The organism is Caldicoprobacter faecalis, assembly GCF_900115765.1.
GTDB lineage: Bacteria > Bacillota > Clostridia > Caldicoprobacterales > Caldicoprobacteraceae > Caldicoprobacter > Caldicoprobacter oshimai.
Genome location: NZ_FOXR01000007.1, coordinates 18,571 through 33,574 on the forward strand (window position 1 = coordinate 18,571; position 15,004 = coordinate 33,574).

Sequence of the window (15,004 nt, forward strand, 5' to 3'; positions counted from 1 at the left end):
CAGGCCCTTTTCCCTTGTTCATTTTCAACTGCGCTCCAAAGCCCTTTCTAGCATGGGTAGCACTATTAACGCCAGTACACCACCTATCGAAGCGGTGATCAGTTGAGGCCAGCTAAACTTTAAAGACATCAGCTCCTTGGCCTGTGGCGGCGTGTTGGGCATAAAGAAGGGGATTGCCACATGTACCACCGTTATGTACAAAACTAAGAATTTGCACAGGGCCCCTGCAGCCAGAGCTACGTATTTATTCTTTCTATAAAGAAGCGCTACCAAAACGACGATGGTGGCATTGCCCAGGGCTACAAAAGGCACCATAATGGGATTTGCCAGCACATTCTGCAAAAATGCTATAACCGGAGTCAAGATTGCGACTATGAGCCCTCCCTCGATCCCCACAACCACCGCTGCGATGATCAAACACAGATTTACCAATGAACCTACAACGTACTGGTCCACCAGGCTCGGAATGGGCATAAACAGCCTCAAAGATTGAAACAGCACTGCCAAAGCCAGAAGGATTGCCGTCCTGCCAATAAAATTAACCGTTTTATTTATAATCATCACTCCCCATCAATCATAAAATTTTTTTGACGTCAAAGCGGTTTTAACCGTAACCCCTTTTAGATTCCCAAGCTTTCCGGTGAGCGCTCCGATGTCGTCTGTGGTGCCCTCCACTATAAGGGCAATCACAGATATGCCCCTTTCCCGATAAGGGATGCCCATCCTTCCCACGATGATATGCGAATACTCCCTGATATAACTGTTAACTTGCTCGCCCCACTCCTTATGGTCATCCACCACAATTCCAATTACCCCAATCCTCTTTTCCACGGCCTGTACCTCCACCCCTCAATCTTAAAAACTTCACAATTTACCCTCTTCACTTCGCGATATACGCCTCCCCTCTTACTCAGGGCCATCCCCTCATAATCAGGAGCTTCTTTAAAAAAATTATACATCATTTTTACAGGCTTTTACAACCAGAACCGTCACGTCGTCCAGCATCTTCTTATCCCCCAAAAGCACGTGGTATGCATCGATGATCTCGTCGCATATCTCCTTAGCCGAGGTATCCTTCAGCCATTTTACAAATTCCACCAATTTATCCTGCGAGAAAAGCTCAGGCTGGGCAGGGTCAATCTCTATCAGCCCATCGGTATAAAATACAAGGCTGTCTCCCGGTTCCAAATGCACCGTCCTGCTCTCGTAAGACGGCTTAAAATAGGGGGCAAACTTGCAAATCGGAAATCCATCAGCCTGTAGGACCTCAACCTCCCCATCTGCTCTGATAATAAGGGGATTGGTGTTCATACCGGCCGACGCATAGGTAAACTTTCGAGTGGCGATGTTGTAAATGCCATACAGCATCACCACATATACCTCATCGGGGAACGGCATCTCGTTATAGGTGTGATAGCAGTTCATGAGCACTCCCCTCGGAGTGAACACCTTCTGCCGTCCATCGTCATACTCCTTTTTAAAGTTTATGTTTTGATTTATGAAGACGTTGATCATAGCAGCAGACACGCCGTGTCCCGCCACATCCCCTATGAGAATGCCTATGTTCTCATCATCCAGCTTGAATATATTATAGAAATCACCGCCCACGTTTTCACAGGGCATATACCTGGCCGCAAATTCCACACCTTTTACATTGGGAAAGGTGGTAGGCAAAAGCGCCAGCAAGATATTTCGGGCATACTCGAGGTTTTTCATCAAGCTCTGATTGGCTGCGGTGATTTCAGCAGTCCTTTGAGCCACCAGCTGCTCCAGGTTGTTTACATAAATGCTCAGCTGGGTTTCAACGGCCCGAAGGTCCTGGTATGGTTTCTGCACGTTTTGCACAAACAGAGCCCTAAATAGAAGGTAATAGGCTATTATTTTGTAAATATGTCCCAAAAAGTTATATGTATCGTATACATTGGTATAGCGCGTGAAAGCCATTTCACTGAAGATGCTAAACACCAGCGCTTTTACTATGAGGGCATCCCCCTTATCTTCACAATCCCCCCTTATGTAAGCCATCAAAAATAAAGCAGCTGTTATAAGCTGGATGAGTATTATTAAATACTCCAAGTATATCTTAAGAGGCGTTAAACCTTTTCCCTCAATGAACAGAGGCGGCAAAAAATCAATCCGGTAATGCACCACAATGAGCCAAAAAATTGAATACGCTATCGTGGGTAAAAGCCATAATCCCTCGCAGCTTCTCACCTTTCTATCGCACGGCACCAGGGTGGAAGTCAGCATACCACATGACATGGTAAGGCGTGCCAAAATCCAGAATGCAGTGGCCTTTTCCGCCGAAGATTCAGTTAAAAATACCGGCATCCCCTTGTAGGATAAGGTATGAAATAAATCAATCAGCGATACCGCAAGAAAAGTGCAAGCAATTATCATCGATCTTAAACGGTTGGATTCCTCAAAAGTGTAAAAAGTAATGGCAAATACGGCAAACGACATCACAATGCTAGATAATTCTAAAAAAATGTGCCAGGTTAAAAAAAAATCCGACGAAAAGATCCTGTACAAAAAATGGTCACACCAGGCAAGCACGATGAACAAAAACACAGATATCACTATTATGTAAGCAACACCGGTAAGGTCTTTCTTTAACTTTAAAGCATAACCCGCCATAAGATTTACAATTGCCCCCAAACCATACTTAAATTTCTATTTAGCGAGTTTATTCAAATTTTCGACAAAATTATATTTTTATTATACTCGCTATTTGGGATAAAGTCCATACCACCTCCCCGCGTTTTTTATTATATGCTTTACAAGTAAATCTGTTTATCAGTTTTCCCTTCCAACTTGCCGATTCCATATCCCAATGAAAAGCTCTGCATCATGCTGCCTGCGATGATGAGGACCAATAATTCCCTGCTTTCCTTATCCAGACCCACATCCGCGGTTTTCATAAACTCACGCATCTTATCCCTGGCCAGATCCAGAATGGCCTGACGCGTACCACTGTACTGTTTATCCAATTTTTTGTTCCCTTCCCTAGTGTATTCCTTCAACATCTCATCAACCTTCATGCCAATCAAAACCCCTTTTACTTCGTTATGGTATTTTTCCCTTTCAATGGTACCCTAATTCCCCTGGTTTTATACTTGGAACTCCGCCAATTTATTAAAATTAAAATTAGAAGTAAATCAAAAAGGCCTATGGGAGACAAGCTCCCATAGGCCTTGAAATGAAAAGACTCACTAAATAAAGCTACTTAGATGCAAACACATAGTTTTGTCCATTGTTGTTGTCCCAGTGGCCAGCGGAGTCTTTAAAGGCCACATTGAGGTTACCCTTGCTGGTTACGGCAAACTGGCTTTCAAACTTTTGAGGCCCCACTTTCCTCATCTCAATGAAGGAAACATCTGTCCACCTGGTATTGGGCCCATAACCTATGCAGGCAAAAACCCTGTCAGCCCCGTGCTGAGCGAGTATGCCCTCATATGTTAGATTGACCACTTTCCCTTTTTCAACAACCTCGGGATTGCAATAAACGCCGTACTGTGCATATTTCCCGCCGTTCATTTACATCATCACCCTCCTTTAAAGCCATCAATCATAGTATGCGGTGAATTTTTTAAAATATATCTGTATATTTTTTCTCTTCTCAATAGTTTTTATCGAAAAATCTCCTTCAATAAAATGTATTTTATTGTATAAAATTCCATTTAAGCCCGAAGATATATTTTACACCGCTATAAATTGAATCTGTAATCCTATTTGCTTTCAAAGACAGAATTTGCTTGATATTTTGTTTGATATGTTGATGGGAAATGCATATGATTGGCAAAAAACAAAAAGCGCCAGACTCGATGGCTGGCAGCTCACTCCTCAAAATTGCTATTGATCAGCTTAGTGATTCCACATAAGGCCTCTGCCTCATCGGGCCCTACAACTTGAACCCTGAATCTACAGCCCTTATAGATCCCCAGTGCAAGGATGGACAGCAGGCTCTTGCCATTGCCAATCTTTCCATCTTTTATAACAAAAATCTCTGATTTGTAGCTGTTTGCAACCTTTGTAAATTTTGCAGCAGGACGTGCATGAAGACCTACCTCGTTTTCAATGACAAAATCCTTCTCCAGCATTTTGTCCCCTCTTCTCCCATCCCCGTTTATAGCTGCTTGAAAATAACGTTATCATGAAAAATATTCTTGTCCTATATTGTACTGCAATTTGACATAAAATACAATGCCGATGTTTGCATAAATTTAAAATTTATATTCCAACAGATAGTCAAATACCGCCTTTAACCTATTGAGCTGCTTAAAGGCTTGACGGTCAATGCGACCTTCCTCCAGAAAATACTCCAATTCATCGCATACATTGCTGTACGCAAAGCTGATGTGCTTATTGAACCCGTCTATATTGACCTCCAGTATAAGTTCCATATTTGGATACATCTCAATGCCAGGAATAAATTCTTTCGGGTAACTGGACTGCAACTCCCCTATCCGCAGTTTATTTATAACATGATTTAGTATCTGTTTAACCTGTCTTTGGCTGAGCTGTCCACTTTCCACTTTACTCTCAAAGATGTCCCTTCGTACGCGTATAACCCCGTTGCCATACAGCTCAAATACCGTATTATCACCCTTAACTTCCTTTATGCGAATGATTGCATTCTCAGAAGATGGGTCATAGGATATCCCTGTCTCAAAGGAACACCCTCCTAAAATGGTTGCTAAGGGCATCATAACAGCTGAAACAATCAAAAATACCATGGTCGTTTTCATGCTCCTCACCCCAACCCCTCGATTCTCCAAACTATTAGACGGTAGTTAAAACTGAAAGGTTTCAATTTTGACGCCCACAAACACCATAAAAAATTACATCTGTTGCAACCATATCCATAGTATGATATTATTTTGATAACCGTGAAAATTTGCAGGTTGATTACATAAAAAGCCGGTATAAGCTAATTTCAATGACGAGGAGGTATACACAGCGTGGCAACACAGGATAAGATGGACAAGATAGTAGCCCTATGCAAAAACCGTGGCTTTATTTATCCCGGTTCGGAGATATATGGCGGATTAGCCAATACCTGGGATTACGGTCCTTTGGGAGTGGAGCTTAAAAACAATATCAAAAGAGCCTGGTGGAAAAAATTCATCCAGGAAAACCCATACAATGTTGGTGTAGATACCGCCATCATCATGAACCCTCGCACATGGCTGGCCTCTGGCCACCTGGAGAGGTTCAACGATCCGTTGATGGACTGTAAGGAGTGCAAAGCCCGTTTCCGTGCCGACAAATTGATTGAAGATTACATGGCAGCCCAGGGCGTGCCCAATCCCTCGGTGGCTGGATGGAGCGACGAACAGATGGAGAACTACATAAGGGAGCACCAGATTCCCTGCCCCGACTGCGGCAAGCACAACTTCACCTCCATACGATACTTTAACCTGATGTTCAAGACCTTCCAGGGTGTCACCGAGGACTCAAAATCAGAACTGTACCTGAGGCCCGAAACAGCGCAGGGCATATTCGTCAACTTCAAGAACGTGCTCAGGACATCCCGAAAGAAAATCCCCTTTGGAATCGGGCAAATAGGTAAGGCCTTCCGCAACGAGATCACTCCGGGCAACTTCATCTTCCGAACCAGGGAATTTGAACAGATGGAGCTGGAATTCTTCTGCAAACCGGGAGAGGACATGCAGTGGTTCCAGTACTGGAAGGAGTTCTGCAAGAAATGGCTTATCGACCTGGGGATGAAGGAAGAGGACATTCGCTTCAGGGACCACTCTCCAGAGGAGCTATCCCACTACAGCACAGCCACCACCGACATAGAATACCGATTCCCCTTCGGCTGGGGCGAAGTGTGGGGCATAGCCAACAGAACAGACTTTGACCTAAAACAGCATGCAAAGTACTCCGGCGAGAACTTCAATTACCTGGATCCTACCACCAACGAACAGTACATTCCCTATTGTATAGAGCCTTCGGTAGGCGTTGACCGTATAATGCTGGCCTTCCTGTGCAACGCCTACGACGAGGAGCAGCTAGAAGACGGAGATGTGAGGACGGTATTGAGGCTGCATCCGGCTCTGGCTCCCTTTAAAGCAGCGGTACTGCCGCTAGTGAAGAAGTTGGGCGAGCCGGCACAGCAGCTATACCTTAACCTGCTCAAGAAGTTCATGGTGGACTACGACGAAAGTGGAAGCATTGGCAGGCGCTACAGGCGCCAGGATGAGATCGGAACCCCATTCTGCATAACCATAGATTTCGATACGCTGGAGGATAATACCGTCACCATCAGAGACAGGGATTCGATGGAGCAGATAAGGATTAAGATGGATGAGGTAGAAGATTACCTGGAAGAGAAGACGCAATTTTAAAAAAGCAGCCGGGTGTACACCCGGCTGCTTTTTTAAAATTGCTCATGATAAAGTTCTATTCTACCACAGACAACACGCTGTAAAACGCAGGCTTTGGCTGCAATTTGCCATCAAATAAACGAGAATAAGTTTTGTCATTGCTATAAAAAAGATACTCATCCATCAGACCAAACACAGTGACGCTGGTAATGTTGGCATTGCCACCACTTGCAGTATCCATACCTTTTAATACGGTAAATACTTCTTTATAGCGCTCAGCCTGCTTTTTCATAGATTGTTCGCTTTTATCATCGCTGCTTATGGTCAGCTCAGTAATATGTATCTCCAACTCCAACTCGGCAAATTTAGAAAGCGCTGTTTTGAAACTGTCCGGTCCATTCACTATGCCAGGGTATGTCAGGTTCATATAACCTTGCATGCCAATTCCGTCAATCAATCCTTTCTCCTTCAGATAGGATACCAGCTTTATGATGCTTTCGGTCTTTTTGGGTTGAAAAGTATTGTAATCATTGTAAAACAACTTAACCCCCGGCGCTGCATACTTCCTAGCATATTCAAATGCCTTTTCAACGTACTCTACGCCTATTACCTTATACCACAGATTAGCCTTATTACCATCATATTTGGTTCGAATATTAAAACCCGATTCAGTCTCATAGCTATCGTCTATTATTTCAACAGCTTCATTTACAACGTCCCATGCATATATTACGCCGGGGTATTCATTCTGGGTAAACTCCATAACTTGCCTAATATAACTTTCCATTCGCGCCAGCATGGTCTCTTTATCCACAAATTCACCATCGGATTCATATCCCTCACGGAAAAACCAGTCCGGTACTTGATTGTGCCATACAAGAACATGTCCTCGCATTTGAATGCCGTTTTCTTTGCAAAATTCCAAACCAGGTATGACGGTATCAAATTTTACTGCGGGCTCTGGATTTCCATTTTTATAATTTTCTATGCTTCCTTTTTGATCAAGCAAATAGGATGGCTTCATAAGATTGGTATAAGTCACACTGTTGAAATGATACTTGATAATTTCTACCATAGCAGCAGACCGAACGGTATCAGTTGAAGTAGAAGATCCATTCAGTCCCACGCCTATTTTGAAATAATCCCTATAAGCCTCTTTAAGAGGTGTACCCGTTACCGATGCAGTAATATCATATCCATCCACGATCACTCGGCTTCCCCCCTCGGCAGTTTGATTTTGTCCTTCAGCATCATCAGAATTTTTCCCTCCGGCATTGTCACTATCCCCATCCGGGCTATCTTTCGTATCATAATCATCGCTTATTGATTTATCGTCCCCATCTCCTGCGTCAACGACGTTGTCACCTGAACCTTCATTCTCTCTTGTCTGCCCTATCTGAAATTTACCTGTTTGACTGCATGACAAAAGAAAAACTGCTATTGCGAATACCATCACCAATAACAAACACCTTTTTCTCATAATTCCAGATACCCCCTGAGCACTTCATAAATTTTGCAAAAACATGAAATGTTTATACAAGTATGAGTATATATGGTTTTCACCCAAATAATCAATAGTTTGTTTGTCGAAAAAACTATTTTGACCAGTCTGATAAGTTTTGACATTTAAATTATTGCATTTTTATTCATTTTATTGTATAATTATAAACATCAATTTAAAGGGGGTCAAAACATGGATACACAGAAAATAATAGCCCTCGATAAAAAATACTACATGAATACCTTCGGGGAGCGGATACCAATCGTATTTGAATACGGTCAGCAATCCACGCTGTACGATAAAGAAGGAAAAGCCTATACAGATTTTGTCGCTGGGATAGCGGTCAACGTGCTGGGGTATGGCCATCCCGCTCTCGTGGAGGCTATCACCTCCCAAGCAAAAAAGCTGATCCACTGCTCAAATCTGTTCTACATTGAAGCCCAGGCACAGCTGGCAAAGCTTTTGGTAGAAAACAGTTGCGGCGATAGGGTGTTCTTTGCCAACAGCGGAGCCGAAGCCAATGAAGGGGCCATCAAACTGGCCAGAAAATATTTTCGGGACAAGGGGATGAATAAATATGAGATAATAACGGCCGTAAACTCGTTTCACGGCAGAACCCTGGCCACCCTTGCCGCCACTGGACAGGAGAAATACCAGAAACCATTTGTCCCCATGCCAGCCGGGTTTAAAAGCGTACCATACAACGATTTGGAGGCTGTCAGAAATGCCATCACCGACAGCACCTGCGCCGTCATGATAGAGCTTATTCAAGGGGAGGGCGGCGTCATCGAAGCCACCCATGAATACGTAAAGGGCTTGGAACAGCTGTGCAGTGAAAGAGGCATTTTGCTCATACTCGATGAAGTTCAGACCGGCATAGGAAGGACTGGAAAGCTGTTTGCGTACCAGCATTTTGATATACAACCCGACATCATAACCCTGGCAAAGGGATTGGGAGGTGGAGTGCCGATAGGGGCCATAATAGCCAAGGAAAGCGTGGCATCGGCCTTTGAACCCGGAAGCCACGGCTCAACATTCGGCGGGAACCCCCTCGCCTGTTCGGCATCCATAGCCGTGCTTACCACCCTTTTGCAGGAAGGGCTCATAGAAAGATGCGCCGAGGTGGGTAACTATTTTAAACAAAAGCTCAATGCCCTCAAAGACAGATACCATTTCATCAAAGACGTGAGAGGGAAAGGGTTGATGCTGGGCATGGAGCTTGACCCATCCGTTCCGGGCAAAGAAGTGGTGAACGCGGCATTAAGCGAGGGATACATCATAAACTGCGCCGGACATAACACCCTGAGGTTTGTACCACCGCTGGTGATTACCAAACAAGAGATCGATGGCCTGGTAGATACTCTGGATAAGATATTTAAACGGACATTGGAAACCAGAAAGTAAAAGTTTCTTCCTAGCAAAAATGATAATTCCATCAAATTACGAAAATGATAGTGCGAATAGTACGCAGTACTGATTAATAGAAAGACTGCATAAGGAGTGAACTAACATGTTAGATCTGTATAATTACAAGCCAGAAAAGCCTTTTTCGCAAAAACACCTCATAACCCTACAGGATTACAGCCAGGACGAAATATACCAGGTATTAAGCACTGCGTTTGATTTAAAGAAAAAGCTCAAGGCGAATATCCCTCACCCCTATCTTAAGGGCAAAACTCTGGGCATGATATTCACCAAATCCTCCACCCGCACCAGGGTTTCTTTCGAAGTGGGTATTTACCAACTGGGAGGATACGGCCTTTTCCTGAACGCCAGCGACATCCAGCTGGGCCGCGGAGAGACCATAAGCGATACCGCCCGGGTATTGTCCCGTTATCTAGACGGTATAATGATAAGGACCTATAAACAGCAGGACGTAGAAGAGCTGGCCAAATACAGCTCCATTCCCGTTATAAACGGGCTTACCGACCTTTTGCATCCCTGCCAGATACTGGCCGATCTGATGACGATATATGAGAAAAAAGGTACTTTGAGTGGCCTTAAACTGGCCTTTATAGGAGACGGAAACAACGTGGCCCATTCGCTGCTTATCGGATGCACCAAAGTGGGCATGGATATATCCATAGCCTCACCCAAGGGCTATGAGCCAAAAGAGGAAATTGTCAAAATGGCAAAAGAAAACGGAAAAGCCACAGGGGCCAGCGTGTCGATAACTAATGATCCGGTAGAAGCCATACAGGATGCAGACGTAGTGTATACCGACGTATGGGCCAGCATGGGGCAGGAACACGAGTTTGAAAGCCGTGCAAAGGTATTTGGCCCATACCAGGTCAACAAAGAGCTGTTTTCGCACGCCAAAGGCGATGCAATCTTTTTGCATTGCCTACCAGCCCATCGCGGTGAAGAGGTAACAGATGATATTATAGATGGCCCGCAATCGGTAGTGTTTGACGAGGCTGAAAACCGCCTGCACGTTCATAAGGCCATTATGGTACTCCTGATGGGCGATAAGTAGGCTTAAATTGATAGTTTATTCAGATTGCAACTCAAAGCTCATACAAGAGATGTTAATGTTGTCGTAAAAAAGTATAGGGATATAACGTACCACGATATCAACAAAAACAACCCCGAAATTTTTACTAAAAGGGAGACGAGTGAAAATGGATTTGGTCATAAAGAAGGCTTCCGAACAGGATGTGTTTGCAATACATGAGATCGTTCAGGAAGCGTTTAAAGAATACGCGAGGGAGCTGGGACTCCCCGATAAGGTATCGGCACTGAAAGAAACCCCGCACATCATCCTGGAAGAGATGCGAAAAAAGACCATATTCATAGCCTTTCTTGATGGTCAACCGGTGGGAACCATACGCCTAGAGGTTCTCCCCCCCGGGAAAGTGGGCTATATCAGCCGCTTTGGCGTACGCCCTCAAGTACAAAACTGCGGCGTGGGAAAAGCCCTCATCAGAGCGGTAGAAGAGGAAGCCAAAAAGCTGGGCCTGCGTGTCCTTACGCTTCACACCGCTTCAAAGATGACCTCCCTCGTACGCTTCTACTATGGAATGGGATTTTATATCCATTCCACTTCCACCGATAGGGGCTATATCCGTGCACTGCTGTGCAAGGAGCTAGAGCAATGCGATGCCCTTGATTTGAATTCTGAGCTAAACGCGGCCTATGCCAAATGAGGATAGGGCCTGGCCCTAAAAAATCTTGACATAGATTACTAATGCACAATCGAACCCCACTCTAGCTTGCGGGCTTCTTTAAACTTTTCCTTATCTTTTCGAGTTATAGTCGCATTTACAATGCCTTCAGGGGTACACAGTTTAAGATAAACGTGCCCCTTTCTTATTTGTGGGTGTCGCACAACTATACCTTTTATGTCCACTCCCGGGATGCGGGATAGACACACAAAAGAAAACTTCTCGTCTTCATACGAGAGGGTACCCCCTTTGATTTGCCTGTGCAGCCGAGTACGGTTCAACCTCTGAGAAAAATGACACCAGTCATCCTCGGCAATGGGACAGGAACTGCTATGGGGACACGGTGCTGCAATGCTGGCACCCTCTCCCAGCAGCCGTTCTCGCACCTGCCTTATCAATGAAAACCCGGCAGGCGTCCCCGGCTCTATGAAGATCAAAATCGAGGCTGTACTCTCCCACAGTTTCAAAATAAATGATCCTATACTCTGCGGAGGCAACTCGTTGAGCACATACGAGGCTATCACCACATCATGCTTAGGAACGTTCCATTCGCCCATTACATCAGCCTTTATCCACTCTGCCTCCCTTATAGAATGCAGGCTAGCATATTTGGCCAGTTTTTTGCCGATATCTATCATATTCTGGTCTCGCTCAATGAGGGTTATGCGCTCCAGCTCCGGCCACACCATAGTAGCAGCCCACATGGCAGTACCCGGCCCAGCCCCCACATCCAAAAGCGTATTAGGGCTTAAATCCGGCAGTCGTCCTTTCACCTGAGACAGGACAAAATAGGCGGCGGCAAATGTGGCGGGCAACCTGAAGGCCATATAAGCCAATGCTTCTTCATAAGTACGAATATAGGGTTCCCTGCCCAAAATCTTGCCGCTGCGATAATCCTCAGAGAGTTTGGCTACAAGAGCCGAAAGCTTTTTTACCGGTATAAACGCAAGCTGTTCCTCTATTGCAGTACTCAGCTCAAATGGCAGTTCCATGCACTAATCCCCTTCTCTCGCTATACCTTTATAGTTTTCCACTTGCCCGAATTAAACCTCATCAGCACCAGAAAAGATCTGAGAAATTGGTCGGCCATCAAAGCAATCCACGCGCCTATCAGTCCCCATTTCAACACGCGAATGGTAAACATAGCCAATCCTGGTCGTACTAACAATACGGTTATAAAAATGATTATAGCTGTGGCCCTTGTGTCCCCCGCCCCTCTCAGCGCACCTGCCAAAATGAGCTGGGACGATTGAAAGGGCTGCATGATAGCCACCAGCTTAAGTATTCTTGCTCCCTCTTCTATAACAGTTTTATCATCGGTATACAGCTTTACGATTTCCTTCCCAAACAGTACAAATGCTAAAGCCAGCAACAAAGACACCATCATTCCCATGCGCCTTGTATACCTGCTGTAGGCCTGGGCCATGTCAGGTCGCCTTTTCCCTAAGCTCTGTCCTGTAAGCGAGGTAGCAGATACCCCAAAGGCTTGACCATTCATAAACGACATGGATTGAATATTCATACACACGTTGTGGGTTGCAAAAGCCACCGTACCCAGGGATGCAACGGTTTTCGAATAGGCTATCATTCCCGCTCTCATAACTAGCTGTTCAACCATTGCAGGTATACCTATCTTGAATATATTTTTCATTATATCCCATTTCGGCCTGAAATCATCTTTGAAGCTAAGTCTAAGGTATCGATTCCCTCGCAACACAGAAAGCATAGCCAATACAAAGGCTACGCACTGTCCTATGACGGTGGCTATAGACGCACCGGCAACCTCCATCCTCGGGAACCCAAAATGTCCATATATAAGCATGTAATTGAATATCACGTTAACCACATTTGCAGCTAGATTGTATATCATAGCCGTCCTTGAATCCCCAATACCCCGCAGAGCCGCCGTTATGGTGCTTGTCAGGGCCAAAACCACAAAACCCACCATTTGAATCTTTAAATAAACCGTACCACCGGCCAGCGTCTGTTCATCAGCTGCTCCCATAAAACGCACCATCGGTTCTGAAAATATAAAGCCTATGGCGGAAGAGATTGCCGACAAAACAAACGTGAGCAGCAGCGCCTGACGTAAGACTATATTGGCCTTTCGTTGATCCCCTTCACCCTTATACCGTGCAATCAACGCGGTAGCTCCCACATTCATGGCCATGAACATGGTCATCAGCAAAAACTTGGGCTGATTTGTCAACCCGACAGCAGCAATAGCCCACGGTCCCAGCTGACCCACCATCATCATGTCAACCATGGATGCTAGCTGCGTGAGAATGAATTCCGTAAAGGCCGGCCACGCTATCCTAATAATATCCTGATACAACATCTTTGAAGTTATACCGGGTGGGAGATGTTTTGTTACACGCTCTGGTTGTTCACAGCTGTCCAAATCACCAGGTTCTACCAATTCAATGGCCAGTTGCACCGGCTTGCGGGGTTCACGTGTACGATGCTTGAGTGTTAAGTTGCCTAGTTTAATATTCATCTTTGCCCCTACACTTCCTTTAAATGATAAAATTACATACCTGAAATATCATATCATAAATAAAATATTGTGTCTATTCATTCAATAAGACAAAAAACTCTACATAACCCTTGCATTGCTTGATACAGCAAACTTAATGTCAGAATTCCAATATTATCTCAGCCTGCCTTGCAAATCTATTTATCACATCGTCTATCCTAAATACCTCTACGCCGTTCATATATGTATATATCGTATTGTTAAAAGATTTGTACCAGTGTTCGGGTATCCCGCTTTTGCCGACTATTGCGCCCACTATGCTTCCCGCTGTAGCTGCAGTGCAATCATTATCTAACCCCATGGCCACCGTCTGTGAAAGCACCTTAGTAACATCAGTTCCTCCTATTATAAGGCCGAAAATTGTCAAACAGGCGTTATTTATGGTGTGCACGCTGCTCATACCCTTAAACCGGTCATCCACAGCCTGGCGCGCATCGCGATAATCCTTTATATTTTTCGCTTCCTCAAGCGCCCATCTGACTGCTTGTGCCAAAAAACAATCACTGGGAATCTCTGTAAGTCCTATCTTAATGGTGTCTATACAATTGTCAACCTCAAAAGCAGCAGCTTGAGCAGCGCTGAAGAACATCTCACCATATATGCCATTGCGCCTATGGCTAAGATAAGCATCCCTGTACGCCATTTCTGCGGCTTTTTCAGGATACCCAGGTGCCATATAGGCCCAAGGATCTGACCGAATAGAAGCGCCTATCCACTGACAATAAGGGTTGTCATGATCAGCGGCTTGATAAGGGCTTATACCAGCCTTTATATTCTTCAAAGCTATATCCTCGGCCGTACACGCTATGGGCAAATATTTTTTCCACGCCTTTGCCACATCCTGGGTGGTAAAATCTTTGCCATATTCTTCTACTATTAACAGCCCCAGTAACGTATATGTAATGTCATCATCTACCGGTACTCCAGACATGCCATTACGCGTGTATGCATAATTTGAGCTTTTACCATATCGGATATTAGAAGGGTCTTTGGCCTGCGACCAGTAATCAACAGGCGGGAAAGGATCACCAATAAAATTAGCCCATTCTTGCATGCTCTCTATTGACCAACCCTCTACAATAGCCCCAAGGGTACAACCGGCCATACGCGCAAGAAGGGCTCCTTCCAGTTTATTCAGATATTTATCTTTTTGAAATTTTTTCCATAATCTTCTAGGCCCATTAGGCCTTAATTTGCGAATCTCACTTAAAGAATTTGGTTCGTGCTATGCCAACCTCTCATCAATAGGCAGCTCATTTATTCTAAAAATGGCGTTTTTTAAACTTTCCTCTACTTCTTTAAGGATGCTTTCAACGCCCTGCGCACCGTATTCACATCGTAACTTTGCGTATTCAATCAAATAATCGATAAGAACATGGTAGTTGGGTATTTGTGGATACTCCATAATAACTTCCTCCTAATTTGAATTCTATATACACTCTATGAAGATGACAACACAGCCACTACCGCC

General features: G+C 44.6%; 16 protein-coding genes. 4 read left to right on the forward strand and 12 right to left on the reverse strand.

Annotation, left to right across the window (positions count from 1 at the left end; all coding sequences use genetic code 11):
- Positions 1 to 24 precede the first annotated feature (24 nt).
- From BM241_RS04450 to BM241_RS04480, 7 genes are all read right to left on the reverse strand, one after another.
- Entirely contained in the window at positions 25 to 561 is a 537-nt protein-coding gene (locus BM241_RS04450; protein ID WP_025747517.1) for an ECF transporter S component, read from the reverse strand.
- 9 nt (positions 562 to 570) lie between these two features.
- Positions 571 to 831, reverse strand: coding sequence for a TM1266 family iron-only hydrogenase system putative regulator (locus tag BM241_RS04455; RefSeq protein WP_025747518.1), 261 nt, complete (start codon positions 829 to 831; stop codon positions 571 to 573).
- Between the two features lie 120 nt (positions 832 to 951).
- Positions 952 to 2,637 carry an MASE3 domain-containing protein gene (locus tag BM241_RS04460; RefSeq protein ID WP_025747519.1) on the reverse strand — a complete coding sequence of 562 codons (1,686 nt, stop codon included), beginning with the start codon at positions 2,635 to 2,637 and terminating at the stop codon, positions 952 to 954.
- Between the two features lie 140 nt (positions 2,638 to 2,777).
- Positions 2,778 to 3,041 carry a hypothetical protein gene (locus BM241_RS04465; RefSeq protein WP_025747520.1) on the reverse strand — a complete coding sequence of 88 codons (264 nt, stop codon included), beginning with the start codon at positions 3,039 to 3,041 and terminating at the stop codon, positions 2,778 to 2,780.
- Between the two features lie 181 nt (positions 3,042 to 3,222).
- Entirely contained in the window at positions 3,223 to 3,537 is a 315-nt protein-coding gene (locus tag BM241_RS04470; protein WP_025747521.1) for a carbohydrate-binding protein, read from the reverse strand.
- 299 nt (positions 3,538 to 3,836) lie between these two features.
- Complete coding sequence (locus tag BM241_RS04475; protein WP_025747522.1) at positions 3,837 to 4,100, reverse strand: HPr family phosphocarrier protein; 264 nt, start codon at positions 4,098 to 4,100, stop codon at positions 3,837 to 3,839.
- 123 nt (positions 4,101 to 4,223) lie between these two features.
- The gene (locus BM241_RS04480) at positions 4,224 to 4,748 is read right to left on the reverse strand and encodes a hypothetical protein (RefSeq protein ID WP_025747523.1); all 525 of its coding nucleotides are present in this window, start codon (positions 4,746 to 4,748) and stop codon (positions 4,224 to 4,226) included.
- 231 nt (positions 4,749 to 4,979) lie between these two features.
- Between BM241_RS04480 and BM241_RS04485 the strand changes: the two genes are divergently transcribed.
- Complete coding sequence (locus BM241_RS04485) at positions 4,980 to 6,353, forward strand: glycine--tRNA ligase (RefSeq protein ID WP_143094053.1); 1,374 nt, start codon at positions 4,980 to 4,982, stop codon at positions 6,351 to 6,353.
- A 55-nt stretch (positions 6,354 to 6,408) separates the two neighbouring features.
- Here the strand turns inward: BM241_RS04485 and BM241_RS04490 are convergent, their stop codons facing one another.
- Positions 6,409 to 7,812: an endo-1,4-beta-xylanase gene (locus tag BM241_RS04490; protein WP_092282122.1), complete on the reverse strand. Its 1,404-nt coding sequence runs from the start codon at positions 7,810 to 7,812 to the stop codon at positions 6,409 to 6,411.
- Between the two features lie 213 nt (positions 7,813 to 8,025).
- Between BM241_RS04490 and BM241_RS04495 the strand changes: the two genes are divergently transcribed.
- From BM241_RS04495 to BM241_RS04505, 3 genes are all read left to right on the forward strand, one after another.
- Positions 8,026 to 9,237 carry an acetylornithine transaminase gene (locus tag BM241_RS04495; RefSeq protein WP_025747526.1) on the forward strand — a complete coding sequence of 404 codons (1,212 nt, stop codon included), beginning with the start codon at positions 8,026 to 8,028 and terminating at the stop codon, positions 9,235 to 9,237.
- A 106-nt stretch (positions 9,238 to 9,343) separates the two neighbouring features.
- The gene (argF, locus tag BM241_RS04500; protein WP_025747527.1) at positions 9,344 to 10,309 is read left to right on the forward strand and encodes an ornithine carbamoyltransferase; all 966 of its coding nucleotides are present in this window, start codon (positions 9,344 to 9,346) and stop codon (positions 10,307 to 10,309) included.
- A 145-nt stretch (positions 10,310 to 10,454) separates the two neighbouring features.
- A complete protein-coding gene (locus BM241_RS04505) occupies positions 10,455 to 10,979 on the forward strand; it encodes a GNAT family N-acetyltransferase (RefSeq protein ID WP_025747528.1) in 525 nt (174 codons plus the stop codon).
- Positions 10,980 to 11,017: 38 nt separating this feature from the next.
- Here BM241_RS04505 and BM241_RS04510 read toward each other — a convergent pair whose 3' ends face one another.
- The 4 genes from BM241_RS04510 to BM241_RS12630 all read right to left on the reverse strand — a co-directional run bounded on the left by BM241_RS04510 (position 11,018) and on the right by BM241_RS12630 (position 14,938).
- Entirely contained in the window at positions 11,018 to 11,989 is a 972-nt protein-coding gene (locus BM241_RS04510) for a small ribosomal subunit Rsm22 family protein (RefSeq protein ID WP_025747529.1), read from the reverse strand.
- Between the two features lie 20 nt (positions 11,990 to 12,009).
- Entirely contained in the window at positions 12,010 to 13,494 is a 1,485-nt protein-coding gene (locus BM241_RS04515) for an MATE family efflux transporter (RefSeq protein ID WP_092282123.1), read from the reverse strand.
- A gap of 139 nt (positions 13,495 to 13,633) precedes the next feature.
- Positions 13,634 to 14,734 (reverse strand): ADP-ribosylglycohydrolase family protein, encoded by a 1,101-nt coding sequence (locus BM241_RS04520; RefSeq protein WP_340147905.1) that lies wholly within the window; start codon positions 14,732 to 14,734, stop codon positions 13,634 to 13,636.
- 24 nt (positions 14,735 to 14,758) lie between these two features.
- Entirely contained in the window at positions 14,759 to 14,938 is a 180-nt protein-coding gene (locus tag BM241_RS12630; RefSeq protein ID WP_207648967.1) for a hypothetical protein, read from the reverse strand.
- Positions 14,939 to 15,004: the final 66 nt, after the last annotated feature.